Source organism: Nocardiopsis sp. FIRDI 009 (assembly GCF_003386285.1).
Classification (GTDB): Bacteria; Actinomycetota; Actinomycetes; order Streptosporangiales; family Streptosporangiaceae; genus Nocardiopsis.
Genome location: NZ_QPNC01000015.1, coordinates 368215 through 393844, shown reverse-complemented (window position 1 = coordinate 393844; position 25630 = coordinate 368215). Strand labels below are relative to the sequence as shown.

At 71.8% G+C, this 25630-nt stretch carries 28 protein-coding genes; 12 read left to right on the top strand and 16 right to left on the bottom strand.

The window, feature by feature from the left end; all coding sequences use genetic code 11:
• Positions 1-137: 137 nt before the first annotated feature.
• The gene (locus DVR05_RS13780; RefSeq protein ID WP_232832122.1) at positions 138-479 is read right to left on the bottom strand and encodes an ATP-binding protein; all 342 of its coding nucleotides are present in this window, start codon (positions 477-479) and stop codon (positions 138-140) included.
• Positions 480-855: 376 nt separating this feature from the next.
• Here DVR05_RS13780 and DVR05_RS13775 point away from each other — a divergent pair, with 376 nt between their 5' ends.
• Together DVR05_RS13775 and DVR05_RS13770 are read left to right on the top strand one after the other, a co-directional pair.
• Positions 856-1698, top strand: coding sequence for a helix-turn-helix transcriptional regulator (locus DVR05_RS13775; RefSeq protein WP_116246246.1), 843 nt, complete (start codon positions 856-858; stop codon positions 1696-1698).
• A 27-nt stretch (positions 1699-1725) separates the two neighbouring features.
• Entirely contained in the window at positions 1726-1923 is a 198-nt protein-coding gene (locus DVR05_RS13770; protein WP_116246245.1) for a DUF397 domain-containing protein, read from the top strand.
• A gap of 77 nt (positions 1924-2000) precedes the next feature.
• Here the strand turns inward: DVR05_RS13770 and DVR05_RS13765 are convergent, their stop codons facing one another.
• Positions 2001-2543 (bottom strand): class IV adenylate cyclase, encoded by a 543-nt coding sequence (locus DVR05_RS13765; protein WP_116246244.1) that lies wholly within the window; start codon positions 2541-2543, stop codon positions 2001-2003.
• Positions 2540-3688 carry a radical SAM protein gene (locus DVR05_RS13760; RefSeq protein WP_116246243.1) on the bottom strand — a complete coding sequence of 383 codons (1149 nt, stop codon included), beginning with the start codon at positions 3686-3688 and terminating at the stop codon, positions 2540-2542. Before DVR05_RS13760 ends, DVR05_RS13765 begins: the two co-directional genes overlap by 4 nt.
• 137 nt (positions 3689-3825) lie before the next feature.
• Between DVR05_RS13760 and DVR05_RS13755 the strand changes: the two genes are divergently transcribed.
• The gene (locus DVR05_RS13755) at positions 3826-5121 is read left to right on the top strand and encodes a helix-turn-helix transcriptional regulator (protein ID WP_232832121.1); all 1296 of its coding nucleotides are present in this window, start codon (positions 3826-3828) and stop codon (positions 5119-5121) included.
• On the opposite strand, the gene DVR05_RS13750 is transcribed toward DVR05_RS13755, so the two are convergent.
• Positions 5080-5625, bottom strand: a complete 546-nt coding sequence (locus DVR05_RS13750; RefSeq protein WP_116246241.1) for an NUDIX hydrolase — start codon at positions 5623-5625, stop codon at positions 5080-5082. The genes DVR05_RS13755 and DVR05_RS13750 overlap by 42 nt on opposite strands.
• 275 nt (positions 5626-5900) lie before the next feature.
• On the opposite strand from DVR05_RS13750, the gene DVR05_RS13745 reads away from it, so the two are divergent.
• Positions 5901-7094 carry a restriction endonuclease gene (locus DVR05_RS13745; RefSeq protein ID WP_116246240.1) on the top strand — a complete coding sequence of 398 codons (1194 nt, stop codon included), beginning with the start codon at positions 5901-5903 and terminating at the stop codon, positions 7092-7094.
• A gap of 48 nt (positions 7095-7142) precedes the next feature.
• Here the strand turns inward: DVR05_RS13745 and DVR05_RS13740 are convergent, their stop codons facing one another.
• The 6 genes from DVR05_RS13740 to DVR05_RS13715 form a co-directional block, all read right to left on the bottom strand.
• Positions 7143-8195: a hypothetical protein gene (locus tag DVR05_RS13740; protein WP_116246239.1), complete on the bottom strand. Its 1053-nt coding sequence runs from the start codon at positions 8193-8195 to the stop codon at positions 7143-7145.
• Positions 8192-9229: a nitronate monooxygenase gene (locus tag DVR05_RS13735; protein WP_116246238.1), complete on the bottom strand. Its 1038-nt coding sequence runs from the start codon at positions 9227-9229 to the stop codon at positions 8192-8194. Before DVR05_RS13735 ends, DVR05_RS13740 begins: the two co-directional genes overlap by 4 nt.
• Positions 9230-9307: 78 nt before the next feature.
• Positions 9308-9922 (bottom strand): TetR/AcrR family transcriptional regulator, encoded by a 615-nt coding sequence (locus DVR05_RS13730; protein ID WP_116246237.1) that lies wholly within the window; start codon positions 9920-9922, stop codon positions 9308-9310.
• Between the two features lie 10 nt (positions 9923-9932).
• Positions 9933-12461 carry a PEP/pyruvate-binding domain-containing protein gene (locus tag DVR05_RS13725; RefSeq protein ID WP_116246236.1) on the bottom strand — a complete coding sequence of 843 codons (2529 nt, stop codon included), beginning with the start codon at positions 12459-12461 and terminating at the stop codon, positions 9933-9935.
• On the bottom strand, positions 12458-12895 hold the full coding sequence (locus DVR05_RS27400; RefSeq protein ID WP_232832120.1) for a hypothetical protein: 438 nt from the start codon (positions 12893-12895) through the stop codon (positions 12458-12460). The genes DVR05_RS13725 and DVR05_RS27400 overlap by 4 nt, the downstream gene beginning before the upstream one ends.
• A gap of 300 nt (positions 12896-13195) precedes the next feature.
• A complete protein-coding gene (locus tag DVR05_RS13715) occupies positions 13196-13573 on the bottom strand; it encodes a hypothetical protein (protein ID WP_116246235.1) in 378 nt (125 codons plus the stop codon).
• A 342-nt stretch (positions 13574-13915) separates the two neighbouring features.
• On the opposite strand from DVR05_RS13715, the gene DVR05_RS13710 reads away from it, so the two are divergent.
• The 4 genes from DVR05_RS13710 (at position 13916) to DVR05_RS13695 (ending at position 17906) form a co-directional block, all read left to right on the top strand.
• Positions 13916-14671: an SDR family NAD(P)-dependent oxidoreductase gene (locus tag DVR05_RS13710; RefSeq protein WP_116246234.1), complete on the top strand. Its 756-nt coding sequence runs from the start codon at positions 13916-13918 to the stop codon at positions 14669-14671.
• 99 nt (positions 14672-14770) lie between these two features.
• A complete protein-coding gene (locus DVR05_RS13705; protein WP_198659164.1) occupies positions 14771-15268 on the top strand; it encodes a glyoxalase/bleomycin resistance/extradiol dioxygenase family protein in 498 nt (165 codons plus the stop codon).
• Positions 15269-15306: 38 nt separating this feature from the next.
• Positions 15307-16065: a MerR family transcriptional regulator gene (locus DVR05_RS13700; RefSeq protein WP_116246233.1), complete on the top strand. Its 759-nt coding sequence runs from the start codon at positions 15307-15309 to the stop codon at positions 16063-16065.
• A 212-nt stretch (positions 16066-16277) separates the two neighbouring features.
• Positions 16278-17906: an AMP-binding protein gene (locus DVR05_RS13695; protein ID WP_116246232.1), complete on the top strand. Its 1629-nt coding sequence runs from the start codon at positions 16278-16280 to the stop codon at positions 17904-17906.
• Positions 17907-18023: 117 nt separating this feature from the next.
• On the opposite strand, the gene DVR05_RS13690 is transcribed toward DVR05_RS13695, so the two are convergent.
• Both DVR05_RS13690 and DVR05_RS27915 read right to left on the bottom strand, forming a co-directional pair.
• Positions 18024-18308 carry an HPr family phosphocarrier protein gene (locus DVR05_RS13690; protein WP_116246231.1) on the bottom strand — a complete coding sequence of 95 codons (285 nt, stop codon included), beginning with the start codon at positions 18306-18308 and terminating at the stop codon, positions 18024-18026.
• 35 nt (positions 18309-18343) lie between these two features.
• Positions 18344-18631, bottom strand: coding sequence for a hypothetical protein (locus DVR05_RS27915; RefSeq protein ID WP_369974532.1), 288 nt, complete (start codon positions 18629-18631; stop codon positions 18344-18346).
• Between DVR05_RS27915 and DVR05_RS27910 the strand changes: the two genes are divergently transcribed.
• The 3 genes from DVR05_RS27910 (at position 18614) to ptsP (ending at position 21230) form a co-directional block, all read left to right on the top strand.
• Positions 18614-18820 (top strand): hypothetical protein, encoded by a 207-nt coding sequence (locus DVR05_RS27910; protein ID WP_369974534.1) that lies wholly within the window; start codon positions 18614-18616, stop codon positions 18818-18820. The two genes, DVR05_RS27915 and DVR05_RS27910, sit on opposite strands and share 18 nt — an antisense overlap.
• A 40-nt stretch (positions 18821-18860) precedes the next feature.
• Entirely contained in the window at positions 18861-19379 is a 519-nt protein-coding gene (locus tag DVR05_RS27905; protein ID WP_369974531.1) for a hypothetical protein, read from the top strand.
• 132 nt (positions 19380-19511) lie between these two features.
• Entirely contained in the window at positions 19512-21230 is a 1719-nt protein-coding gene (ptsP, locus tag DVR05_RS13675; RefSeq protein WP_116246230.1) for a phosphoenolpyruvate--protein phosphotransferase, read from the top strand.
• Between the two features lie 38 nt (positions 21231-21268).
• On the opposite strand, the gene DVR05_RS13670 is transcribed toward ptsP, so the two are convergent.
• Positions 21269-21937 (bottom strand): TetR/AcrR family transcriptional regulator, encoded by a 669-nt coding sequence (locus DVR05_RS13670; RefSeq protein ID WP_116246229.1) that lies wholly within the window; start codon positions 21935-21937, stop codon positions 21269-21271.
• Between the two features lie 143 nt (positions 21938-22080).
• Here DVR05_RS13670 and DVR05_RS13665 point away from each other — a divergent pair, with 143 nt between their 5' ends.
• Entirely contained in the window at positions 22081-23685 is a 1605-nt protein-coding gene (locus DVR05_RS13665) for a DHA2 family efflux MFS transporter permease subunit (RefSeq protein WP_116246228.1), read from the top strand.
• Positions 23686-23739: 54 nt separating this feature from the next.
• On the opposite strand, the gene hemC is transcribed toward DVR05_RS13665, so the two are convergent.
• The 3 genes from hemC to DVR05_RS27390 form a co-directional block, all read right to left on the bottom strand.
• Positions 23740-24768 (bottom strand): hydroxymethylbilane synthase, encoded by a 1029-nt coding sequence (gene hemC, locus DVR05_RS13660; protein WP_198659163.1) that lies wholly within the window; start codon positions 24766-24768, stop codon positions 23740-23742.
• Between the two features lie 90 nt (positions 24769-24858).
• Positions 24859-25071: a hypothetical protein gene (locus tag DVR05_RS13655; RefSeq protein ID WP_116246227.1), complete on the bottom strand. Its 213-nt coding sequence runs from the start codon at positions 25069-25071 to the stop codon at positions 24859-24861.
• Complete coding sequence (locus tag DVR05_RS27390; protein ID WP_232832118.1) at positions 25068-25517, bottom strand: hypothetical protein; 450 nt, start codon at positions 25515-25517, stop codon at positions 25068-25070. The genes DVR05_RS13655 and DVR05_RS27390 overlap by 4 nt, the downstream gene beginning before the upstream one ends.
• Between the last annotated feature and the right edge of the window lie 113 nt (positions 25518-25630).

The window sequence follows — 25630 nt, the reverse complement described above, 5'->3', positions numbered from 1 at the left end:
CCGTTCCACCATCGACACAGGAGCAGGCTACCGAGAACCCAAATGAGATGAGCTCTAAGCACCGATCGGGGCATCTGTGTTTCTGAGACCTGGGCGGGTGTCATTGGCCCCGTGGGGCTGCGCTTCCCGCCATGACTTCAGGTGTCCAGGTCGCGGTCGGGGTCGATCAGCGCCCACACGGTCAGCGGCCCGCCCCGGCAACCGGTCCACCACCACTTCTCCGCCAGCGCGGCGACCAGGCGCAGCCCGCGCCCGCACTCCTCCGCGTCGTCCATGTGATTGGCCAGGGTGGGCACGGTGATCGGGCGCAGGGCCCGGGCGCCGTCGTCGGTCACGGAGACCAGGACGACCCGACCGGGCAGCATCTCCACGGTGACCTTGACCCGCCCGCACCGGCCGCCCGAGGCCGAATGCCGCACCGCGTTGGTCACCAGCTCGCTGACGACCAGCTTGACCAGCGAGTTCGCCTTCTCGTCCAATCCGGTGGCCCCCGCGCACCAGGTTCGGATCCGGCCGACCTGTGCAGGTGTTCCTCGAAGTACGCGGTGGCCACCCCAGCCCGACGGCTCTTGACACGGACCGGCAACCCACCCACCACCCGCCGGTCCTGGTTGTGGCCGCATCGCGGCCTCGGCACCTCGAATCCGGACATCGCAGCTCCTCTGCTCTGTGTCGATCGTCGAACCCACGCACCTGGCGTCGCCGCCAGCGGTGCGGTTGAATGAGACTGACGCTAAATGAGGCTGCCTCATTTCATAAGAGCCATGAACTAGTTGGGCATCAAATTCCTATTTGTTCGGTTCAGCTCTGGAAGACTGGGGCCAGTGGCGGCAGTCACAGACAAGGGGGGACTCCGTGGCAACCGGAATGCCCGTACGCAGGCGCTACCTCGTCATCCAGCTCAGGCGACTTCGTCATGCCGCGAAGATGACCCAGGACGAGGTATGGAAGGCGCTGGGCTGGGGTCGGGCCAAGATCCAACGGCTCGAGGCGGGTGAGTTCCAGCGGGTGAAAGCTGGTGACATCATGGCGTTGTGCCAGCTCTACAGCGCCCCTGAAGCCGTCGCCGAGGAACTCGTCCAGATCGCTCGGGACTCCCGCACCGACAAGCCCTGGTGGCTCCAGTACCAGGACGTCCTCCCTGGCGCCTTCGTCGGGCTCGAAGCCGAGGCGACGATGATCCAGGAGTTCAACATCGGCCTGGTGCCCGGTCTGCTCCAGACGGAGCCGTACATCAGGGCGTTGCTCGCTCCCTCCATAGGCAACACGGAGGAACAGGCCAACCTCCGCCTGGAGAGCCGACTCGAACGCCAGAACAAGGTGCTGGGCCGGAGCGAACCGGCGCTGTTCTTCGCGGTGATCGACGAGGCCGCCATCCGGCGTCAGGTCGGTGGACCCGATGTCATGCGTGGACAGATCGAGCATCTCTTGGAGATGAGTCGGCGTCCGAACGTGGAGATCCAGATCCTCCCGTTCAGTGCGGGAGCACACGCCGCAGGAGGGCTACCGTTCACCGTTCTCAGCTTCAGCGACGGCAACAGCGCTGACAGCGTCGTCTTCCTCGAATCTCGGGGCGATGGCTTCTACCTGGAGTCTCAGGAGGAGATCCACCGCCATAGGCTGATCTTCAGCCGAACTCAGGGCAGCGCCCTGTCCGTAGGGGAATCCGCTGACTTCCTGGGATCCCTGATCGGGTGACGTACCGACCGGAATCGAGGCCCCTCCATGGACATGACGACCGCGCAGTGGCGAAAAAGCAGCTACAGCAACCCCGACGGCCCTCAGTGCGTCGAGGTCGCTGATCTGCCAGGCGTGACGGCGGTCCGGGACACCCAGAACAGGGGCCTTGGCCACCTCACCTACCCCAGCGCCGAGTGGTCCGGTCTCGTCGCAGCCCTGAAGGCGTCCTCAGGAAATCGCTGAGCCGCACCCTGTGATGCCAAGCACCAGCCTGCGGTGTGCCCCCGTCCGCGCTGCACACGGGCACACCGCAGCGACGCTCACTTCGTGTCGAAGCGCAGATCAGTGATGGTGGTCAGGTCGATGCCGTAGTGGGCGTAGACCTTGGTGGTGTTCTCCCCCGTCAGGTCGGCTTCGGTGTAGCCGAGCAGCGCCGCGACGCGCACCACCTCGGCGCGACTGTCAGCCTCGATCTCCAGATAGGCCGGGATGCGGGGCCAGGCGTCGATCTCCAACTGAGCGCCGTCCAGGGTGAAGCTGCGCCTGCGGTTCTCTTGGTAGGCCTTGGGTGCATAACCCAGCTTGCCTAGCAGGGCGTTGGTCGTCGCGAAGTCGCCAACCTCGGTCTCTGTCTCGCGGGTCCCGCCGATGGCGTCGGAGTCGATCTCCTTGACCGTGAGCGTGACCTGCTTCCCGGTGTCGCGCAGCCGCACCCACCGGGAGGCATCGCCCGGCTCGATGTCGTAGACGTAGCGGCGTTGGAGCACCTCCCCGAGGTCCTGGCCGCCCTTGTCGAGGATGAGCCGGGCGACCTGGTCGGGGGATATGTCCAGCACCTTGGCCTCGTACTCGATCACGCTCATGTCGTCGTGCTCCCTTTCGTGTGGTGTGTGTTCGCCAGAGCGGCGGTCGGGGCGCTGTGTTCGGCTTCCAGCCTGGCACGGTCGGCCTGGCGGAAACGGAGGATCTCGGTACTCACGGGTCCGTGGAGGAATTCCTCGATCGTTTGGCACAGGTCCATGCGCTGTAGACACACGCCCACCAGGTAGATCCCCTGACGGTCTCGGTAGAGGCGCAGGCCGTAGAAGCCCTCCTGGCAGTCGGTGCCGTTGTTGAAGTGGCACCCTTGGCACGTGGTCGGCAGGCGGACGGGGCGGATCCATTTGACGTGGATGCGGCGTCGTCCACCGTCGATGCGGTAGGTGGTGCGGGATCCGGATGCTCCGGCGGTGAGGTGGTGGGACTCTCCGACCGCGCCGCGCTGGGCCAAGACTTCGCCGATGGCGTCGATGGATACCTGGCCGTGGTCGAGGGAGTTGAGCAGGCGGACGGAGAGCTCCGGGGCGTAGGTGTCCAGAAGCCGGTGGACGCGGTCGATATGGGTGTGGTCGAGGACGACGATGTTGGCACTGGCGCGGACTCCGTGGTCGACGCAGGCCTGGATGGAGGCGTGGAGGGCTTCGATCTTGGTGGCGGCTTTGGCCGGGTCGCGGAAGCGGTCGTGCTGGACCTGGGCGAGTTCGTCGGGTGTGGTGCCGAAGATGGAGAAGTTGACCCGGTCGAGTCCGGCCTCGGCGCAGGCGGGGATCTGTCGGGCTCCGTTCTCGCCGTTGGAGGTCATGCATACCCGATATCCCTGATTGGTGGCCAGTCGGACCATGTCGGGCAGACGGGGGTGGAGTGTGGGTTCACCTCCGGTGAGGTGGAGTTCGGTGAAACCCATGCCCTCTCCCAACTGCTGCAGGGTGTGGGAGAAGCCCTGGTCGGCTGGAATGGTGGTGGGCAGGAAGGTGGAACCGTTGGTCGCCGCGTAGATCGACGTCCGTCCGGAGCTTCCAGCAGCCAGGAAGGGACCAGGGGCGCGGTTGCGGTTGTCGACCACGACGGGTGTGCCCTCGTTGTGGCAAAAGGTGCAGGTCATACCGCAGGCGTCGAGGATCTTGACGCGCAAGGTGGTATCGGTGTCGATGTATGTCGGCAGGGGTTCGCAGGTCAGGGAATCGTCCATGATCGGGCTCCTGTGACAGTGCTCGCGCTGGAGCGGGAGGGTGTGTCACAGGCGACGATTCCGTCACGGGTACCGCCCCTCCCATCCCTTGTGGATATCCCACTTCGGGATAATCGGTTGCGCGTCGACCTCGCCCTGTGAACGATCGGAAGGAAGTCATGCCTGGTCATGCCTGGGAAAGGATCGACATTCCGTCCTGGGCGTGGGAACGGCAGCAGACACGACATCTCTTACGGGAGCGCGACATTGCTGGATTGCTGGGTCTGGCTCAGGCCCATGGGGCGAGCCAGACCCGAATCGCATCGGCGACCGGCATCGCTCAGGGGCGCGTGAGCGAGATCCTGAGCGGGAGACGGACGGTCAGTTCACTGCAGCTGATCGAACGGATCGCGGACGGGCTCGGCATGCCCGACCACTCCCGGATCCTGCTCGGCCTGGCACCCAGACGGACACCTCAGGAGACGGCGCACTCCGCAGTCGGCGACGCTACCGATCGCGCCGCCCCACCGAGGGCATCGGCCATCGACCACCAGGTACGGGAGCGACTGGAGGTCGCGTCTGTCGATCATGCGCTCATCCGCCTCTTCGAAGCCCAGACGCAGAACCTACGGTTGATCGATCGCAAGCTGGGAGCCCACTACCTCCTCGCCCAGAGCCAAGCCCACGTCCAGCAGATGCATGATCTGTTACATCACTCGATTCCGGGTTCCGTGCGGCGCGACCTCGCGCGCGTCCTGGCCGAGGCCGCGTCCCTGACCGGATGGCAGGCGCTCGACGCCGGACGTGTCGCCACGTCCTGGCGCTACTACGAGCTTGCCAAAGCCGCGGCCCGTGAGAGCGAGGACCTCGTCGTGCTGGCACACGTGAGCGCCGAACAGACCTATGTCCTCTTGGATACCGATCGCTCAGACGAGGCACTCGCGGCCCTCCGAGCAGCACACGACGGCGGTGAAAAATCACTGCCCGCCCTGCTGCGCTCATGGCTGTGGGCGGTCGAGGGAGAGGTACGCGCTGCCCTCGGGCAGGAACGGGAATCCCAGAGGACCTTGGAGCGTGCCTTCCTCGTTCTGCCTCAGCAGCCGAATGATCCCTCGCTGCCGTTCCTCATGTTGGACCACACGCATCTATTGCGCTGGAGAGGACACTGCCTGGCCCGCCTCGGGCGCGGTGAGGCGATCGAGGATCTCACCCGGGCGCTCGATGGCATCGCCCCGTTGGAACTCGGGCGTGCCGAGGCCGGACTGCGTACCGATCTGGCTCTGGCCTACTCCGCCCACGGCGACCTCACGCAGGCCCGCCGACAGGCACGAAACGCCGCCGAACTCTCCAAGCGGTCTGGGTCCGTTCGCCAACGTGCCCGCCTGGCGCGGCTTCTGGAACCGCAGACTCCTTCAGGAGGCGAGGATGTGGAGCAGGGCGATGAGGGTTCCTGAGCTCTGTACCCGCCCCTCGGTGACCAGGCCGCGGACCTTGGCCAAGGGCACCCATTCGTAGACGCCCTCGTCGAACTCGGTCGGATCCGCTACCAGCTCGACATCGCGGCCGACAAAGACGTGGTGGGGGCTGCGGACCGTGCCGATCATCGGCTCGAACGTGGCCACGTGCTCCACCGAGCCGACCCGGTGACCGGTCTCCTCCAGCGCTTCGCGGACGGCGGTCTGCTCCGGTGATTCTTCGGGATCCAGTAGGCCGCCGGGCAGTTCCCACCCCCACACGTCGGGCACGAATCGGTGCCGGTAGCTCATCAGGACGCACTCCTCGTCCTGGTCCAGGATCGCGATTACCGCGGCTGAGGGCAAGGTGACGGTGTGGTGCTCGAACCTGCTGCCGGAAGGCGTGGTGATGTCGGCCTTGCCCAACCGCACCCACGGGTTGTCGTAGAGGGTGCGCTCACCGTGCACCACCCAGCGGCCCTGACTGTCGTCGGTCCTGTCCATGCCCCGAAACTACCGTGACGGAGTTCGCGTGGCGGGAGTGGGATGCGCCCACCTTGGAGGCCAGTGACGCCCGCATTCTCCTCCGAGGCCCGGGACATACAAGGTCTGTTCCGAGGGGCGGAATCGGCCTGGTCAGGAGGTACTGCGCCATGATGCAACGTCCGTGGCGCCTGAGTTCCTGTGGACACGCATTCAGGGGGCAGATCTAGGCGTACAGCGACAAATCAAACTAAAAGATCGTGAATCATCTTGTGTCTGTCGATAAGGTACGCAGCATGCCAGCCAGCGATGAGCGCACATTCCCCTTCTCCGAGCTGCCGGAGAGCGACCTCCTCCTGGACGCCGTCTACCAGGGTGGAACGGCAGGACACAGCGGTGACGACCCGATCGCCCGCCTCGTCAGAGTCGGTAACCAGGGCGGGTTCCGGATGATGGGCTCTCCCTGGAAGCGGTCCGTCAAGCTGGCAGTGCTCTACAGCTCGGCTCAGGAACCGGACTGGCCCGACAACCTCGATGTTCAGACCGGACGCTTCACCTACTACGGAGACAACCGCCGCCCCGGGTACGACCTCCATGACACTCGACGGGGCGGGAACTGCCTGCTGCGCGACACCTTCGCGGCGGCCTCGGGGAGCGCTGACGATCGGAGCCGGATCCCTCCCTTCCTGCTGTTTCAGAAGACGGGCAGAGGGAGGGACGTCCGCTTCCGCGGCCTCCTCGCTCCGGGTGCCGAGGGGCTGTCCTCCGACGACGAACTCGTCGCCCTATGGCGGAGCACACGCGGCCAGCGCTTCCAGAACTATCGGGCGGTCTTCACCGTCCTGGACACCGCCTGCGTCACCCGTGAGTGGATCAATGAGCTGTCCGCAGGGCTGACGACGGGTCAGCATGCCCCTGATACGTGGCTGTCCTGGGTCAAAGGCCGCCAGTACCAGGCGCTGACCGCCCCAGCGACAGTGAACACGCGCACCCGGGATGAACAGACCCCGACCCCGGGCGAGCAGGTACTGATCTCGGAGATCACGGAGTACTTCAAGGACCGCTGGCACGACTTCGAAGAATGCGCTGTGGCGCTGTGGAGGATGCAGGCCCCCGCGACGGGCCAGTGTGAGGTCACGCCGCCGTACAAGGACGGAGGGCGTGACGCCATCGGCCAATACATGCTCGGGCCCGATGCTGACCCTGTGCCGGTTGAATTCGCTCTGGAGGCCAAGTGCTACGGCCCTGACACGTCTGTGGGCGTGCGGGATGTATCCCGGTTGATCTCACGCCTCCGCAACCGCCAGTTCGGAGTGTTCGTCACAACTTCCTACTTCCACGCCCAGGCCTACCAGGAAGTGCGTGATGACCACCATCCAGTCGTCCTCATGTGCGGCAGGGACATCGCCGATCTGCTGAAGGCGCGCGGCTTCAGCTCGCCGCAGGACGTCCGGCAGTGGTTGCAGGCGTCGTTTCCCGAGCGTCCGTGAACTTCCTGCGCTGTCCCAGAGAGGACGGGCCGCAGGTAGTTCCCGGGGTCAGAGCAGCTCGGCGGGCAGGGCCTCGGGCGTCAGGTCGCCGGGGCCGGTGAGGGACCAGGCGGGACACGGACCGAGGGTCCGCAGGACGCGGCCCCGGCGCTCGCGGTGGGTGGCGCGGCGGTCGTCGGTCAGGCGGTGCCATACGGGCGCGCCGAAGGCCGACTCCACGTTCGCGGCCAGGGCGGACACGTGCCCCTCCGTCCCGCCGGTCAGCGGCGTGACCCGGGTGGTTCCGGGGCCGATCCGGGGGTGTAGCACGCCCCTGACCGGGAAGGACAGCCCGACCGGGGTGCTCGGGAAGCGCTCGCGGAAGCGCACGGGGTCCACCGCGTACTTCCCGTAGGGCGAGAAGTCGGCCGCAGGCGCCTCTTCTGGCGAGACATCGGTGATCTCCGGCAGGCCGGGGTACTTGGCGATCGTCCCGTGGCCCAGGTGCGGGTAGCCCGGCCAGCCGGAGGCGAGCACGGCCCCGTCCGGTTGTTCGCGGAGCACGGTCTTGTCCCCGCTCAGGATTCGGAAACCGCAGTGCTCCACCAGTTCGAGCAGGATTGTGCTCTTCCCGGTGCCCTTCGCTCCCGTGACCAGCACGGCCTCTCCGTCGCGGACGGCGGCCGTGGCGTGCAGCACCACCGCGCCCCGGTTCTCCTGGTCCTTCAGGAACAGGTCCCGCAGCAGCTCGACGAGGTCGAGTGCCCCCTTCGGGTCCGCGACCGCGTCGATCCGCCGGGTGGCATGGTCGATCGCGAAGCGCGTGCCGGTCCGCACGCACTCGACCAGGTCGCGCCCGTCGACGCGGGCCAGGCGCGCCGGGATCGTGAAGAAGTCGCTCGCGCTCTGGCGCACGAACCCCTCGCGCCACTCCGGCGCTGATGGCCACTCCTCCGGCTCAGCCGCCACACGCAGGTCCGCCAGGGGCTCGGGGCCCTCCGCCGGTCCCACGGTGACGTGCGTCCCCAGGAAATCGTGGGCCCCACCGATGTCCGCGCCGGGTGCCACCGTCACGTCCACGTGCGTGTCCAGGTAGGACAGGCGCGTCCGTTCGTCGGTCACCGCAGCGCTCCGGCCTCCTCGGCCTCCTTGCGGATGCGCGCCACCACCTCCGCCGCCGGGGCGTCGGTCGCGGACCGGAAGCCCTCGCCCGCCCACAGCGCCATCCCGTCCGGAGCGCCCGCGCCCGCGGCGGCAGCGCGCAGCGGCCTGGTCATGTGGTGGACCTCCGGGTAGGCGGTCGGGGCGTCCACGTGCTCCCGCGTGAACCGGTTGGCCAGTCCCCGCGCCGGTCGCCCCGTGAACGCCCTGGTCAGCGTGGTCTCGGTGAACGCCGGGTCCACCAGCGCCGCCTTGTGCGCCGGGTTCGCCCCGCTCTCCGGGCAGCGCAGGAACGCCGTCCCCAGCTGCACGGCCGCCGCCCCCAGCTCCAGCGCCCGGGCGGCGTCGCGACCGTTCATCAACCCGCCCGCCGCGATCACCGGCACGTCCACCGCCGCCGCCACCTCGGGCAGCAGCTCGAACAGTGGCGACCCGGCCCCTCCGGCCGGGTCGAACACCGCGCGGTGCCCTCCGGCCTCCGAACCCTGCGCGCACACCCCGTCGGCGCCGCGCTCCACCGCGATCCGTGCCTCCTCGACGGTCGTCACCGTCACCACGGTCGTCGAACCCACCGCGCGCAGCCGATCCAGCGCCTCGGCCGACGGGCACTCGAAGGTGAAGCTCACCACCGGCACCGGGTCCGCCACCAGGAGGTCGATCTTGGCGGTCCACGCGTCGTCGTCCCGGACCGGCTCGCCCACGGTCCCGCCGTGCCGCTCGGCCTCCGAACCCAGCTCCTCCCGGTAGGCCGCCAGTGCCTCCGGCGGGGCGGGCTGTCCCGAGGGGACGAACACGTTCACCCCGAACGCCGTGGTCCCCAGCGCCCGCACGGCCCCGATCCGCTCCGCCAGGGCGTCCGCCGACAGGTACCCCGCGGCCAGCGAACCGAGCCCGCCCGCCCCGGAGACCGCGGCCACCAGTTCGGGAGTCGATCCGCCGCCCGCCATCGGCGCCTGGACGATCCACCGTTCCCGCAGCAGCTCCGCCAACCGCATGAGCCCCCCGCCTTCCCGCACGTTCGACGGGACGGAGGCTAACAGCGGCCCCCGCGGCGGCGGGTCACCGGCCCGGCCTCACGCCTGGGGCACCGTCCCGAACAGCGGCAGCAGCACCGTGTCCACGATCTCCTCGATCATCGCGTCGCCGACCGGCTCGTGGTGGAAGACGAAGTGGTTGCGCACCAGCGCCTGCCCCACGTCCAACCGCATCGGCGTCACGGCGCGCGCGTCGATCTCCCCGCGCTCCACCGCCCGCCGGGTCACCTCCGCCATCATCCGGCGGCCCATCCCCTGCGAGTGCGACCGCAGCCGTGCCGCGCGCTCCGGGTCGGGCAGGATCTCCGTCATCAACCCCCGCAGCCCCGTGCCCGCCGGTCCCGCCAGGGTCCGCGCGGTCCACCGCAGCGCCGCCAGCAGGTCGCCGCGCAGCTCACCGGTGTCCGGCAGCTCGCCCGGCGCGGGGACGACCGTGTACACCGCGTCCATCACCAGCTCGGCCCGGCCCGGCCACCGCCGGTACAGCGACGCCTTGCTCGCCCGCGCGCGCTCGGCGACCCCCTCCATCGTCAACGCCGCGTAGCCGTGCTCCTCCAACTCCTCGACGGTCGCCCGCAGGATGGCGGACACGAGCGCCTCGCCCCGGCGGCGGGGACGTTTGCGGTGGTCGGTGCTCTCGGGATCGGCGGCCATGTCCCGCATCCTACGAAGCCCGGACGACCCGGCCCGCCGAGCCGTCGACGGTGACCCGCTCACCGTCGGTGAGGACGGCCGTTCCCGTGCCCGACCCCATCACCGCCGGGATGCCGTACTCGCGGGCGACGATCGCCGCGTGCGACGCGGCCGCGCCCGTGTCGACCACCACCGCGGCCGCCCGCTGGAACAGCGGTGTCCACGACGGGTTGGTGTAGGGGCACACCAGGACGTCACCGCTCTCCAACCGGTGGAAGTCGGCGGGTCCGCGCACCACCCGGACCGGGCCCGTCGCCGTTCCCGCGCTGGCCGGTGTGCCGGACACCAGCGCGTCGCCCCGGTCCTTGACGGGGAACACCCGCGCGGGGTCGATCAGCCGTACCCCGGCGAGCTCGGCGCGTTTGGCGGCCCGGGCCCGGACCAGGGAGCGCAGCCGGGTGACCTGGTCGGCGGGCACGTCCTCGACGTCGCGGATCTCCAGGACCTCCTCCAGGCGCAGGTGGAACACGTCGAAGGGCTCGTCCACGACCCCCGCCGCCCGCAGCCGCGCGCCGACCTCCAGCAGCGCCCTCCGCAGGGCCGGGAGCCCCGCGGTGAAGTAGAAGTGCGAGTCCTCCCGGAAGGCCAGACCGCTCTGGGCGGCCCGCACCCAACGGATCATCCGCGCCCGGGCCCGCTCGCCCCGCAGCAGCGGGTGCTCCAGCAGCCGGGACAGCGCCCGCTCGGACCGGGACCCGGGATCGTCCTCGCGTTCCCGCCCGACCAGGACCCGGACCAGCCCGACCACGCTCTCCGGCGACTCGGCGAGGGTGGGCGGGCTGACCAGCAACGGCGTGGTGGTCTCACGGCGTCCGTACTCGCGCTGGAAGGCGTCGAGGTCCTTCGCGAACGCCCCGAGCGGCCCCCGCCCCGACCGCAGCTCCCGCACGATCTCCGCCGGGTCGGCGGACGCGAAGAGCGCGCGCAGCTCGGGGGTGGCGCGGACCGTGTCCGCCAGGTCCTGCAGCGCCCGGTTGGCGTCCTCGGTCCGCGTCCTGGCCCCGCCCAACAGGTCGCCGAGCAGGGAGCGCCGTCCGAGCAGGGCCGTGGCCGCGGCCAACCGCGCCACCGACACCCCGGTGCTCGGCAGGTAGTCCAGGCGCAGGTCACGGCAGTGGTCGAGCAGGGCGAGCACCCGGTCGGGCACCTGGACCAGATCCGGCCACGGCAGCGCCGCCGGGTCGAGGGCGTCGAGTTCGTCGGCACGGCGCAGGAACTCGGTGAACCGGGGGTCCTCCCGCCAGGCGCGGACGTCCATCGCGCGGGGCCTGCGGGCGAGGCGGAACGGAGCGGCCAGCGCGCGGAGCGTCGGTCGGGGCGCCCGCGGGGTGAGCTGGGTGACCACCCCGTCCTCCTCCGCGTAGAAGTCCTCGAATCCGCCGGTGATCCCGTAGGCCTCGGCGATCTCCTGCATCATGCGCGCCGGGCCACGGCCGAACCACGTGCTGACGTCCATCGGGTACGGCCGCACCGGGACGTACTCGGTCAGGACCGAGCCGAGCAGCCGCTGGCGCCGGTTGAGCGGCCCGGTCACCGGCGGCAGGGCGGTCATCGGTCGGGACTGGACGATGTACACGCGTCCACCCGACAGGCACCACTCGATGTCCTGGGGGCGGCCGAAGTGCTGGGCGATCGTACGTCCGTGCGCGACCAGGACCGAGAGCTGGTCGTCGGTCAGCAGCGGTTCGCCCCGCCCCGCCCCCGCCCCCTCCCGGTCGCCGGTGTCCCCGGCCTCCGGCCGCTCCTGACGCCTGACCCCGCCCCCGGCCACGGCGCGGATCACCACCTCGCCCCTACCCGGGGTCCACTCCAGGAGGCGGCCCCCGTGGTCGAGCACGTAGTGGTCGGGGGTGACCAGGCCGGACACCACCGCCTCCCCGAGCCCGGCGCCGGCGTCGACGATGACGCGGTCGCGCGCACCGCTCACCGGGTCGGCGGTGAACATGACCCCGGCGACGTCGGAGTCGACCATCCGCTGCACGACCACCGCGATCCGCACCTCGGAGTCGGCCACCGACCGCTCCGCGCGGTAGGACACCGCCCGGTCGGTCCACAGCGACGCCCAGCACCGGCGGACCGCGTCGACCACGGCGTCGGCGCCGACCACGTTGAGGTGGGTGTCCTGCTGCCCGGCGAACGTGGCCCCGGGCAGGTCCTCGGCGGTGGCGCTGGAGCGGACCGCGACCGGGACGTCCGCGCCGAGGTCGGCGTAGGCGGCGGTGATCGCCGCGCGCAGCCCCTCGGGGACGGGCGCGGACTCCAGGTCGGCGCGGAGCGCGGCGGGGTCGGGGGCGGTGTCCGCGTCCCGGCCGGTGAACCGCTCCTCCAGGCCGATCCCGGCGGCGACCTTCGCGTAGGCGTCGGTGGTGACCACGAACCCGGGCGGCACCGGCAGCCCGGCCCGCAGGAGTTCGCCGAGGTTGGCGCTCTTGCCGCCGACGGCCTGGAGGTCGTCGGCGCCGAAGGCGTCCAGGGGGGCGACGGAACGTGTGTGGGTCATCGGGGAGTCTCTCTGTCTGGATCCGCGTGCGCCGTGGTGCGCAGGGGGAGCTGGGGAAGGGCGAGGGCGATCAGGAACGCCAGGTCCATGAGCGCGGTCACCAGCAGGCCCGCCCGGGTGGCGCTCCTACCCGGGGCGATCCGCGAGAACGCGGGCACGTGGGTGAGCACGCCGGAGAGGCCGAACCCCAGCAGGAAGCCGACCGCCGCGGGCAGGGCGAACGCCCGGTCGCCCAGGCGGCCGAAGACCGGCATCACGGCGGTGGTCGCGACCGGGTAGGCGGTGACGATGACGGGCATCTGGTCGAGCCCGCCGAGGTCGCCCGCGATCTCGGGGAGGGCGGGGGCCGGGGCCGTCTGGTCCAGTGCCGCCATCAGCATCGCCATCAGCGGCCCGGAGAGCGCCAGGGCCACGGGGATCGGTCGTCGCGGCACGGCCCTCGTCCTCCTGACCAAATTAGGAAACGGTTCGTTCTCTAATGAGGCTAGCTCCCGGCCTTGGGGAACGCAACGTTTCCTGTGGGTGCATCGAAGGGAACGGTCGAGGGAACGCGGGCCGCGCCGCTCCCGTGGGAGGGCGGTGCCGTGGTGTGGCGGACGCGGTGGCTGTGACCGGCCCGGCCCACGCCCCGGCGGGGCTCAGCGTCGATGGGTGGACGGGCGGGGGTCAGGGCCGTATCCCGGGCCACGCATGGCGGGCACCGCTGTCCGCCCGGGCCCCGGCCGGCCGGTGCGTCACCGGATGACCACACCACCGCCCATCGCTCGCGCACGCCTGGCGGCGTCCTCGATGTGCGCCAACCGCACGGAGATCCTGTCCTGGTGTTCCCCGACCGTCCGCGCCGGGCGCGTGCCCGCGGCGATCCTCCCACGGTTCTCGCGGAGAAGGGCGCACTCCCGAAGGAAGGCCGGAACCTGGTCGGGTTCGACCCACAGGTCGGCGTCGGCCAGGGTCGGAAAGAACCGGGCCCCCAGCGCACGGACCACCTCCGAGCCCCACACCTCGGTACGCCACCTCTCGAATCCAGCCAGGTCGGAACATCCCTCCGGAACGTCCAACACCCGCCTGACCCCGTCCGGCCCGAGGGCGAAGACATGCACCGACAAACTCATGGGTGCAGTGGATCACGGCCGCCGTGCGCCGGTCCAGCGGATTCGGCGCCCGGGAGCCCGGTGCCGCCGCCGGTGCCGTCGCACCCGAGCGGGGCGGCACCTCGAATCGCCGCTCGCGGCCCGACCCGGCCTCCCGCACGCTCCCCGCGTCGGCCGGAACACCGGGGCGGCGGAGCGGGGTCGCGCGGTTGCGCCGCGTGGCCCGAACCAAGAGGAGACCGATCGGTCTCCTCGTTTCTGTCCCCGCCTCCGGCCGCCCACCCCGCCGGGGCCGTTCCCGCCGCGCCGACGACCCGCGTGTACGCTCGGCCCGACACCGCATCCGCCCAGGAGGAACCCACCATGACCGCGACCGCCGTCGTCACCGGAGCCAGCAGCGGGATCGGCGCGGCCACCGCGCGCGGACTCGCCGCCGAGGGCTACGACGTGGTCCTCGTCGCCCGCCGCGCCGACCGGATCGAGGCCCTGGCCGAGGAGCTGACCAAGGCCGGGCACAGCGCCCGCGCCCAGGTCCTGGACGTCACCGACCGCGCCGCCGTCGACGCCTTCGCCGAGGCCCTGCCCGCCTGCTCGGTCCTGGTCAACAACGCGGGCGGGGCGATCGGGACCGAGACCGTCGCCACCGCCGACCCCGCGGACTGGCGGGCCATGTACGAGGTGAACGTCCTCGGTGTGCTCAACATGACCCAGGCCCTGCTGCCCAAGCTCGTGGCCAGCGGGGACGGCACCGTCCTGGTGGTCTCCTCCGTCGCCGGGCACGTGGTCTACGAGGGCGGCGGCGGGTACGTGGCCGCCAAGCACGGCGCGCACACGCTCGCGGCCACGCTGCGGCTCGAACTGGTCGGCCAGCCCGTGCGCGTCCTGGAGGTCGCCCCGGGCATGGTCAAGACCGAGGAGTTCACCCTCAACCGCCTGCGCGGGAACGCCGAGGCGGCCGAGGCGGTCTACGCCGGGGTGCCCGACCCTCTGTCGGCCGAGGACGTCGCGGACACCATCGTCTGGGCGGTCACCCGGCCTCCGCACGTCAACATCGACCTGCTGGTCGTCCGTCCGCGCGCGCAGGCCGCCCAGCACCGCATCCACCGGGTGAAGGAGTAGCCGGACCGGGGCGGTCGGCCGGGGGCGGTCGGTCGGCGTGGGGGCGGGGTCGGAACCCGGCTTGACCCTGACGCCGCGTCAACTCCTAGCGTCGGCGGCATGAGTGAGAACAGCGCCGCGCGCGTCACCGGCGGGAACGCCACCCCCGAGATCGACCGCACCATCTATCCCATGCCGATGTTCGCCACCCTCCGGGTCGCGGACCCGGCGGCGGCCGAGGCGTTCTACCACGCCGTCGGCTTCGTCTCCCTGGCCACCCTCCCGGGCCCGGACGGGTCCCCCGCGGTGGTGCACCTGCGCCGGACGCGCTACCAGGACCTGCTGCTCGTCCCCGGTGAGCCGGAGCGCGGCAGCACCACCGTGAGCTTCAACGCCGCCGGGCTGGACCTCGCGGAGCTGGCGGAGGCGATCCGCGCCGCGGCCCCCGAGGGCGCGCGGGTCCAGGGGCCCGAGGACACCGCCTGGTTCACCACCGACCTGACCGTCGACGACCCCGACGGCAACCGGGTGATCCTCACCGCGCCCCGCGAAGCGGACATGGAGCGCGCCAGGGAGTGGGCGGCCACCTTCGAGGGGGACTACGTCGTGGAACGGTAGACGGGGCCGGGCGGCACCCGGGAGAGGGGGAGGAGCCCGTGGAGTGGACCATCCACCAGGTCGCGGCGGACGCGGGCGTCACCAGCCGGACCCTGCGCCACTACGACGCGATCGGCCTCCTGCCGCCCTCCCGGGTCGGCGACAACGGCTACCGCTACTACGACTCCGTCGCCGTCGCCCGCCTCCAGCGCATCCTTCTGCTGCGTGACCTCGGCCTGAACCTGTCCGTGATCGCGGACGTCCTGGACCGTGAGGAGGACGAGGAGGCGGCCCTGGCCGAGCACATCGGGTCGCTGGAGGCCGAGCGCGACCGTCTCGACCGGAGGATCGGCGCCGTCCGGTACACCCTCGACGCGCGCCGGTCGGGACGCGACCCCTCGATGGGGACGCTGCTGGAGGGCTTCAACGACCCCTACGAGGAGGAGGTCGTCGCCCGGTGGGGCGAGGAGGTCTTCCGGAAGAGCAACGCCTGGTGGCACGGGAAGACCACGACGCAGCGGATCGAGTGGAAGCGGGAGACCGACGCCCTCGTCACCGCGTGGACGGCCGCCTGGCGGGACGGCGTGGACCCCGCCTCGGGCCGCGCGCGGGAGCTGGTCGCCCGGCACGTGGAGTGGCTCCGCCGGATCCCGGGGACCCCGGTGGCCGAGGGCGACCGCGAGCGTTCCGTCGAACTCCTGCGCTGCCTGGGCGACACGTACGTCGAGGACCCCGGCTTCGTCGACACCTACGGGGGGCCGGAGGGGGCCGCCTTCGTGCGCGACGCCCTGCGCGCCCACGCCGACCGCGCCGTGTGACCGGCCGGGTCCTCCCGCGTGCCGCGGCCGACCGCCACCGCGCCTTCGGAGCACCCGCCCGGCGCGGTCGGTCCGGGGGCGCACGCCCGTGCCCGGACCGCCTTCACGGCCGTGAAGGGGCCGTGATACCTGTGATGTGTCCCACACGGGGGTTCCGGGGGATGTCCGCGCCCCGGTTCCCGCCCGTGTCCCGGCACGGCAAGGAGTCCGGATTGAGTTCTCGCGTTCCCCGGAGCAGTTACTCCTCAGGCACCTCCGGCACCCCCCTCCTCGGCGACACCATCGGCGCGAACCTCGCCCGCACCGCCGCCGACCACCCGGACCGCGAGGCCCTGGTCGACCGCGCGGGCGGGGTGCGGCTCACCTACCGCGAGTTCGACGCGATCGTCGACCGGGTCGCGCTCGGCCTGCTCGACCTCGGCGTCGCCAAGGGCGACCGGGTCGGCGTGTGGTCCCCCAACCGCGCCGAGTGGGTCTACGTGCAGTACGCGACCGCCCGGATCGGCGCGGTCATGGTCAACGTCAACCCCGCCTACCGGACCCACGAGCTGGAGTACGTGCTGGGCCAGGCGGGCATCTCCGTCCTGGTGGCCGCGCCGTCGTTCAAGACCTCCGACTACGCGGCGATGATCGACGAGGTCCGGGGGCGCTGCCCGGACCTGCGCGAGGTCGTGCTGTTCGACACCCCGGCGTGGTCGTCCCTGCTCGCGGCGGGCGAGGCGGGGGATCCGGCGCGGCTGGCGGAGATCGAGGCGGGGCTGTCCCCGGACGACCCCATCAACATCCAGTACACCTCGGGCACCACCGGGTTCCCCAAGGGAGCCACGCTCTCTCACCACAACATCCTCAACAACGGATTCTTTGTGGGTGAATTGTGTGGATACACGCATGTTGATCGCATTTGCGTGCCAGTTCCCTTTTATCACTGTTTCGGGATGGTCATGGGAAATCTGGCCGCCACCACCCACGGCGCGTGCGTCGTCCTCCCCGGTCCCGGCTTCGACCCGGCGGCGACCCTCGACGCCGTCCAGGCCGAACGCTGCACCTCGCTGTACGGGGTGCCCGCGATGTTCATCGCCGAACTGGCCCTGCCCGACTTCGACGACTACGACCTCTCCACGCTGCGCACCGGGATCATGGCGGGCTCGCCCTGCCCCGTCGAGGTGATGCGCCAGGTCATGGGCCGGATGGGCATGCGCGAGGTGTCCATCTGCTACGGGATGACCGAGACATCCCCGGTGTCCACCCAGACCCGCCGCGACGACACGGTGGAGCGCCGGGTCTCCACGGTGGGCCGGGTGGGTCCGCACCTGGAGGTCAAGGTGATCGACCCGGACACCGGGGTCACCGTCCCGCGTGGGACCCCCGGCGAGCTGTGCACCCGGGGGTACTCGGTCATGCTCGGGTACTGGGACATGCCCGACCGCACGGCGGAGGCGATCGACGCGAGCCGCTGGATGCACACCGGCGACCTCGCGGTCATGGACGAGGAGGGGTACGTCAGCATCACCGGGCGGATCAAGGACATGGTGATCCGCGGCGGGGAGAACGTCTACCCGCGCGAGGTCGAGGAGCTGCTGCACACCCACCCCGACCTTCTGGACGCGCAGGTCATCGGGGTTCCGGACGAGAGGTACGGCGAGGAACTCATGGCGTGGGTGCGGATGCGCGACGGAGCCGAACCGATCACCGCCGAGGCGCTGCGCGCGTTCTGCGAGGGGCGGATCGCGCACTTCAAGATCCCGCGCTACGTCCACGTCGTCGACGGGTTCCCGATGACCGTCACCGGCAAGGTCCGCAAGGTGGAGATGCGCGAGCAGGCGATCCGGCTGCTCGGCTGAGTTCGTCGCCCGGCCCCGCCCCGGCCGGGCCTTTCCACGGTGGCACGCCGTTCGGAGGGGCGGGCCCCGCCCCGCGCACGGGCCGTGCGCGGGGCCGGAGCGCGTACGGCCGGCGCCCTACGCCTCGGAGGGGGCCGTGTCCATGTCGGAGGCCAGCAGCTCCGCCAGCCCGTCCAGGGCCTGGTCGGCGGTGTCGGCGTCGTCGCAGGCCAGGGTCACGGTCTCGTTGTGGCCCGCGCCCATGGACATGACCGCCAGGACGCTGCGCGCGTCCACCGGGTCGTGTCCCTCGCGGGAGATGGTGACGGGCAGGCCCGTCTCGTTGACGGCCTGCACGAAGAGGGCCGCGGGCCGGGCGTGCAGTCCGAGGTGGGATCCGACGGTCACGGTGCGCTGGGGCATGTCAGTCCTTCTCTGGTCGAGAGCGGCGGGGCGGATCACAGGTCGTCGATCCGCCGCCGCGGGTCGGGGTCGGCCACGACCGTGGCCTCGTGCGCGGCCACGTCGTCGGGTGTGGGGATGGTCGTACCGGGAGGGGAGACGGCGGCCGTCCCCCAGGACACGGCGCGGCCCAGCCCCGTGTCGGGAAGGCCGTCCTCGCTGAGGTAGCCCGCGAGGGCGCAGTCGCCCGCACCCACCGTGCTGCGGGTGCGTACCCGGGGACCGCGCGCCCACCAGGTTCGCTCGGCGTCCACGAGTATGGCCCCATGGCCGCCCAATGTCACGAGGGCCAGCTCATTGCCCCAGGAGAGGACCTCGCGGGCGGCCCCGACGCCGCCCCGACGGTGGGCAGGTCGCGGCCGGTCAGCTCGGCGAGCTCCTCGCGGTTGGGCTTGAGCAGGGTCGCCCCGCCCGCGTGGGCCGCCTTCGCGAGCGGCTCCCCCGAGGCGTCCAGGGCGAGCGGGACCCCGTAGGCCGAAGCCAGCCCGGCGACGCGGACGTACAGGTCGCCGGGTGCCCCCGAGGGAGGCTGCCGCAGGCCGCGATCCGGTCCGGGTCCAGGGACAGCTCCTGTTCCACGACGTCGAGCAGGGCGTCGGTCCGATCGGCTGCCTGTACGTCCGGCTGGCCCGCGCCCGCGGCGCCTCCCGCGTGTACCTGGTGGACGTCAACGGGGAACGCCTCGACATGTCCGCGCGGGTCGTCCGGCCGGAGGCCGCCGTCTCGGGCCGCGCCCAGGAGGACGCCGTGCGCATGGTCGCGCGCGGTGGCCGGATCAGCTTCTTCGGCGGGCTGCCCAAGGACGACCCGATCATCCGGCTGGACTCCAACATCGTGCACTACCGGGAGATCTCGGTCCTCGGCGCGAACGGCTCCAGCCCCGCCCACAACCGCCGCGCCCTGGAGCTCATCTCCTCCGGCGCCGTGCCGGTCGCCGACCTCGTCACCGAGCGGATGGGCCTGTCCGACGTGCACGAGGCCATCGAGACGGTGGCGTCGGGCAACGCGATCACGGTGACCGTCGAGCCGTGAGACGCCCCGGCCCACTGGCGTCCCGGGGCGTTTCACGATTGGCTGTGTACCCGGCATTCGCACACGCCCGCCGGTTCGCAGGACGGGCCCGGGTGAGCCGAGACCGATCGATGACCCGATCCAGGAGCGATGATGCCGCAGCCCGGCCCCCTGCCCCCTGACACCCAGAGCACCGAGACACGCACCCCCCGCCTGACGGGCGTCCCCGCCAGCCCCGGCGCGGCCGTCGGACCGGTGGCCCGGATGGCCGCCCGTCCCACCCTGCCCGACCGGCCCCCGGCCCCCGGGGACCCGGCCGCCGAGGCGGACCGGGCGCGCGACGCCCTGGGCCGCGTCGCCGACTGGCTGGACGCCCGGGCCGCCGGACTGACCGGTGAGGGGGCGGCCGTGCTCTCCGCGCAGGCGCTCATGGCCCGCGACCCCGAACTCGCCCGCCGGGTCGGCGAGCGCGCGGAGTCGGGCGAGGCCGCCGCGTGGGCGGTCCACTCGGCGGTCGGCGCCTACCAGGACCTGCTGCTCGCGGCCGGGGGCTACCTGGCCGAGCGCGCCGCCGACCTGGCCGACATCCGCGACCGGGCCGTCGCCGACCTGCTCGGGGAGCCCGTGCCCGGGCTGCCCGACCCCGGCCGCGACCACGTCCTGGTCGCCGACGACCTCGCGCCCGCCGACACCGTCCAACTCGACGCCGACCGCGTGCTGGCGATCGTCACCCGGCAGGGCGGCCCCACCAGCCACACGGTGATCCTGGCCCGCGCGCTCGGCATCCCCGCCGTCGTGGGGTGCGCGGGCGCCGACGCCCTCCGGGACGGGACCGCCGTGGCCGTGGACGGGGACGCGGGGACCGTCGACGTCGAGCCCGACACGGAGGCGGTCGAGCGGATCCGCGGCCGGGGCGAGCGCCGCCGCGCGCTGCTCGCCGAGTCCTCCGGCCCCGGCCGCACCCGGGACGGCTCCTCCGTGGCGCTGCTGCTCAACGTGGGCGAGGGCGACCCGGAGGCCGCGGCCGCGCACGACAGCGAGGGCGTGGGCCTGCTGCGGACGGAGTTCCTCTTCCTGGACCGGTCCGAGCCGCCGACGGTCGACGAGCAGACCGCCGGGTACACGCGGCTGCTCAGATCCTTCTCCGGCCGCACGGTCACCGTCCGCACCCTGGACGCCGGGTCCGACAAACCGCTGCCGTTCGTGGAGACCGGCCCCGAGGACAACCCCGCGCTCGGGGTGCGCGGGTACCGGACCGCACGCGATCAGCCCGGCCTGCTGGCCGACCAGTTGACGGCGATCTCCGGCGCCGTGCGGGCGGCCGGTACGCGCACGCGTGTCATGGCGCCCATGGTGTCCACCCCCGACGAGGCGGCGGAGTTCGCGGCGCTGGCCCGGGAGGCGGGACTGGCGGAGGTGGGCGTCATGATCGAGGTCCCCGGCGCCGCGCTGCTGGCCGACCGGATCCTGGCGCACGTCGACTTCGTGTCGATCGGCACCAACGACCTCGCCCAGTACACGATGGCCGCCGACCGCACCCTCGGGTCGCTGCCCGACCTGCTCGATCCGTGGCAGCCCGCCCTGGTGTCCCTGGTGGCGGCCGTGGGCCGGGCGGGGGAGCGCCTGAGACGTCCGGTGGGGGTGTGCGGCGAGGCCGCCGCCGACCCGCTGCTGGCGCTGGTGCTGGTGGGGGCGGGGGTGAGCAGCCTGTCGATGTCGGCGCCCGCGCTGCCCGCCGTGCGGCACGCGCTCGCCCACCACACCCGCGAGGAGTGCCGCCGCCTGGCCGACCTGGCCCTGGCCGCGTCCAGCGCCGAGCGTGCCAGGGAGGCCGTGCGCGGCGCCGCGAACCCGGAGGTCGGCCTCTGGTGACCGCCTCCCCCTGACCCGTCGCGCCCGTTCCCCTCCCCTCAGGCCCCGGGAGCGGGCGCGGGGTGCTCAGCCTCTCGCGTCCCCCAGCCGCCTCCGACGACCTCGGGCAGCAGGTCGAGCCGCTCCCGGGCGGCCGCGAGCAGGTCGTCGGCGTCGGTGGAGCCGGAGGCGCTCCAGGACTCGCGGGCCGTGCCGAGCACGGAGAGGAAGGCGGCGGTCAGGACGTCGGGCCGCGGGTCGGCGGCGCGGTCGACCCCGGCGCGTTCGGCGACGACCTCCGCGATCCGCTCCTGGTGGCGTCGGCAGGAGCCCGTCATCGCGTCGACCACTGCGGGGTCGTCCTTCAGGACGGTGGCGGCGCGGCTCAGGAAGTCGCGGGTTCGGGGATCGACGCTGTTCCAGTGGTCCTGGACGGCGTTGCGCAGCGCGGTCAGCGGGGGTTCGTCGGCGGGGCGGGCGCGCAGGGCCGACAGGAAGAGTTCGTCGACGCCCGCCACCGCCTCCAGGAGGAGCTCCTCCTTGGTGGCGAAGTAGCGGAAGAAGGTCCGCTGGGAGACGCCGACGCTGGCGGCGATCTGTTCCGTCGTCGTCCCGTGGTACCCCTGTTCGAGGAAGAGGCGGAGCCCCGACCCGACCAGGTTCTGGCGCAGCCGCGCCTTCTTGCGCTCCCGCAGCCCCACCGTCCCGGATGCGACCGTGTCCGTCATGGGTCCTCCCACCGTCGGTACTCCTCCTCCCCGCGACGTTTCCGCGCCCCGAATATTACGTCAGTCACAGTCAAAAATCACTTGCTGCAAAGTGTCAGCCGCTGACAGACTTTCGCCCGGCGCACCGAGAATCTGGGGGAAACATGACACACGGGGAAGCTCCGCCCGCGTCCAGGGCGGCCCGACTACGGGAAAGCCCGTGGTCGACACTGGTCGCCATCGCCTTCGGCGTGATGATGGTGGCCCTGGACGGCACGATCGTGGCCGTCGCCAACCCCGCGATCGGCGCGAGCCTGGGGGCCTCCCTGGCCGAACTCCAGTGGGTGACCCACGGGTACCTGCTGGGTCTGGCGGTCTTCCTCATCACCGCGGGCAAGCTCGGCGACCGCTTCGGCCACCGCCGCACCTACATGGTGGGCGTGGTCGGCTTCGTCCTGTCCTCGGTGGCGATCGGGCTGTCCGCCGGGGTGGTCATGCTCATCGCCTTCCGCGTGCTCCAGGGGATCTTCGGCGCGCTGCTGCTGCCCGCCACCATGGGGCTGCTGCGCGCCGCCTTCCCGCCGGACAAGCTCGGTCGGGCGTTCGGCGTCTTCGGCAGCCTCATCGGCGCCGCGACCGCGGGCGGTCCCATCGTCGGCGGAATCCTGGTGGGCGCCTTCGGCTGGCAGGCGGTGTTCTTCATCAACCTCCCGGTCGGCGTGGCGACCGTCGTCCTGGCGCTGTGGCTGCTCGGCCCGAACCAGGCCACCGACGTCGGCGCCCGGATGGACGTCCCGGGCATCGCGCTGCTCAGTGTGGCGATGTTCGCGCTGGTGTGGGCCCTCGTGGAGGCGCCCACCGCGGGGTGGACCGCTCCGGTCACCCTGGGATCGCTCGCCGTCGCCCTCGTCGTGGGCGCGGCCTTCCTCCTGTGGGAGCGGCGTCCGAGGGACCCGCTGGTGCCCCTGGGACTGTTCACCCATCCGTCGATCGCCATCGGCGCGGTGCTCACGGCGTTCATGGCGGTCAGCCTCATGGGCGGGCTGTTCTTCGTGACCTTCTACCTCCAGGGCGTGCGCGGCATGTCCCCGGCCGAGACCGGGCTCCAACTGCTGCCGATGACCGCCACGATGGGCCTGACCTCGCCGATCGCCGGACGGGTGCTGGACCGGGTGGGCGCCCGCGCGCCGACGACGGCCGGTCTGCTGATGGCGGCGCTGGGCATGTTCATGCTGTCCAGGCTGGACGGGGAGACCGGGGTCCCCTACATCTCGGTCGCGTTCGTCCTGGTCGGGATGGGGTTGAGCCTGGTCATGACCGGTGCCACGGCCGCCATCATCGGCAACGCGCCGCTGCGCTTCGCGGGGGTGGCCTCGGCGGTGCAGCAGGCCGCCATGCAGCTGGGCGGTTCGCTGGGCACGGCGGCTCTGGGCGCGGTGATGTCGCTGAGCATCATGGCGACCCTGCCCGGCCACTTCGCCGCCGCCGGGCTGGCCGAACCCGCCGCGGGTGAGCTGACGGAGATACAGAGCGCCGTCGCCCAGGGCGGGGCGGTCGTCCCGCAGGGGGCCTCCGCCGAGACCGTACGGGCGGTCACCGAGGCCAGCCACCTGGCCTTCATGGACGGGCTGCACCTGGCGTTCGGGATCGCCGCGGCGCTCATGCTGGCGTCGGCCGCGCTGTCGCTGTTCATGCGCGCGGGCCACCCGACCGGGGAGGACGCCGCCGAGGGCGAGTCCGCCACAGGCGCGTCCGCCGTCCACGTGTAGGCGGACCCGTGCCGGGGAGGGGCCGACCGGCCGCGCCCCGGAACGGGCCACCGCTCAGTGCGGGATTCCGTCGATGATGCCGCGCGCTCCCTTCCGCAGAAGAGTGGCGGCGACGAACGCGCCCAGCTCCTCCGGGCGGTCAGGCGTGTCCCACTCATGGGCGTAGGCGAACCGGCCGCCCTCGCGGGTGAACACCATCCCGAGCAGGGAGAGCTGACCGTCCGCCGTGGTGTGGGCGTGCCCGGCGATCGGTGAGTTGCAGTGCCCCTGGAGAGCGGACAGCATCGTGCGCTCGGTGGTGACCCAGGTGCGGGTGTCGGGGTCGTCGAGCAGCCGCAGGAGTTCGGCGATGTGGGTGTCGGCGGTGCGGCACTGGACTCCGATCACGCCGGAGCCGACCGGAGGGCACCTGATCTCGGGCGGAATGACCTGGGTGATCCGGTGTTCCATGTGGACGCGGCGCAGCCCGCTCGCGTTGAGGATGATCGCCTCGAACCGCCGTTCGGCGTCCAACCGGGCGATCCGACCGTTGACGTTGCCGCGCAGCCGGTCGACGTGCAGGTCCGGGCGGTGTTTGAGGAGTTGGGCCTTGCGGCGGACCGCCGACGTGCCGATCCGGCTGCCCGGCGGCATGGCCTCCAGACCGGTGTACGGGGACCCCTCGCGGACCACCAACACGTCCGAGACGTCCTCGCGGGGCAGGTAGGCGGCGAAGGCGGTTCCCTCGGGCATCGGGACATCGCCCGGGACGTCCTTCATGGCGTGGACCGCGATGTCGATGCCGCCCATCATGAGGTGCCGGTCGATCTCCTTGAGGAAGGCGCCCTTTCCGCCCAGTTCGGCGAGGTCGCCCATCCACTTGTCGCCGCTGGTCTCGATGCCGACGATCGCCGTGGGGAGGTCGCCCGCGATCTTGGCGACGAGGTCCTGGACGAGGCGGGCCTGGGCCATGGCCATGGGCGAGGTGCGGGAGCCGATACGGAGTGGCGGACGGTCGGCGAGCATGTGCTCAAAGTACTCGGCCGCGGGTGCGGGCCGCTGGCGTTCCGGCGGGTCGGGGCGGGACGGGATGAGGTCGGACACGTGATCTCCTCAGGTAAAAGCCCGCGCCCCGACGTCGGACGAGCCCTCCCTCTCAGGTCATGACGCCAGGGCGCGGGGGTCGGTGGTGTGTCAGCGGAGTGGTCGATCGCCGTTCCCGGCGGTGCGCAGAACGGCCTGGACGCGACCGATCGGATCGTCGGCGCCGCGCGGCGGGCACACCAGGGCGAGACCGACCGCTTCCGTGGCCGTGACCGGGGCCGGGGGCGGAGGCTCCTCCCACCTGGGCGGGCCGGGGTCGGCTGTCTCGAAGCCGTCGCCCCAGGGGCGGTTGTCGGTGGTCACGTGATGTCCCTCCGGTTGCGTCGGGCGATCGCGGCGAGCAATGCGCGGTGTGTCGGCGCGGTCAGGCGCTCGTGGGGGTTTCCGCGGCCGTTCCAGCCGGTCGGACGGTGGGCGACGTAGGTGCGCCTTCCCCTGGTGTCCTCGGTGAAGGTGAGCACCCAGCGGCCCGCGATCAGGTCGTCGAGGACGCGGTCCATGGCCGGGTCCGGGCCCGTCGGGTCCTCCTGGCCGATGTCCTCCAGCGGGGACCGCCACACCAGGGGACGGGTGCCGGGGGCGCGTTCGCGGCCGCGCGCCACCCTGGTCACGTGGCCACGGGTGGCGGTGTAGACCGGGCGGCCGTACAGGTCCCATCCCTGGTGGCGCACCGTCGTGCCGTGTTCGGCCGCCCAGGTCCGGAGTGCGGACATGCTGGGCAGTTCGCGGATGTCGCAGACACGCGTCATCGGGGGCTCACCGCCCATCGGAGGAGCGGGGGGACGACGTTCTCGATCACCAGCAGCGGGGTGATTCGTGCGGACTTCGGCCGGGCCGCGTAGGGGCGCACGCGCGTGAGACG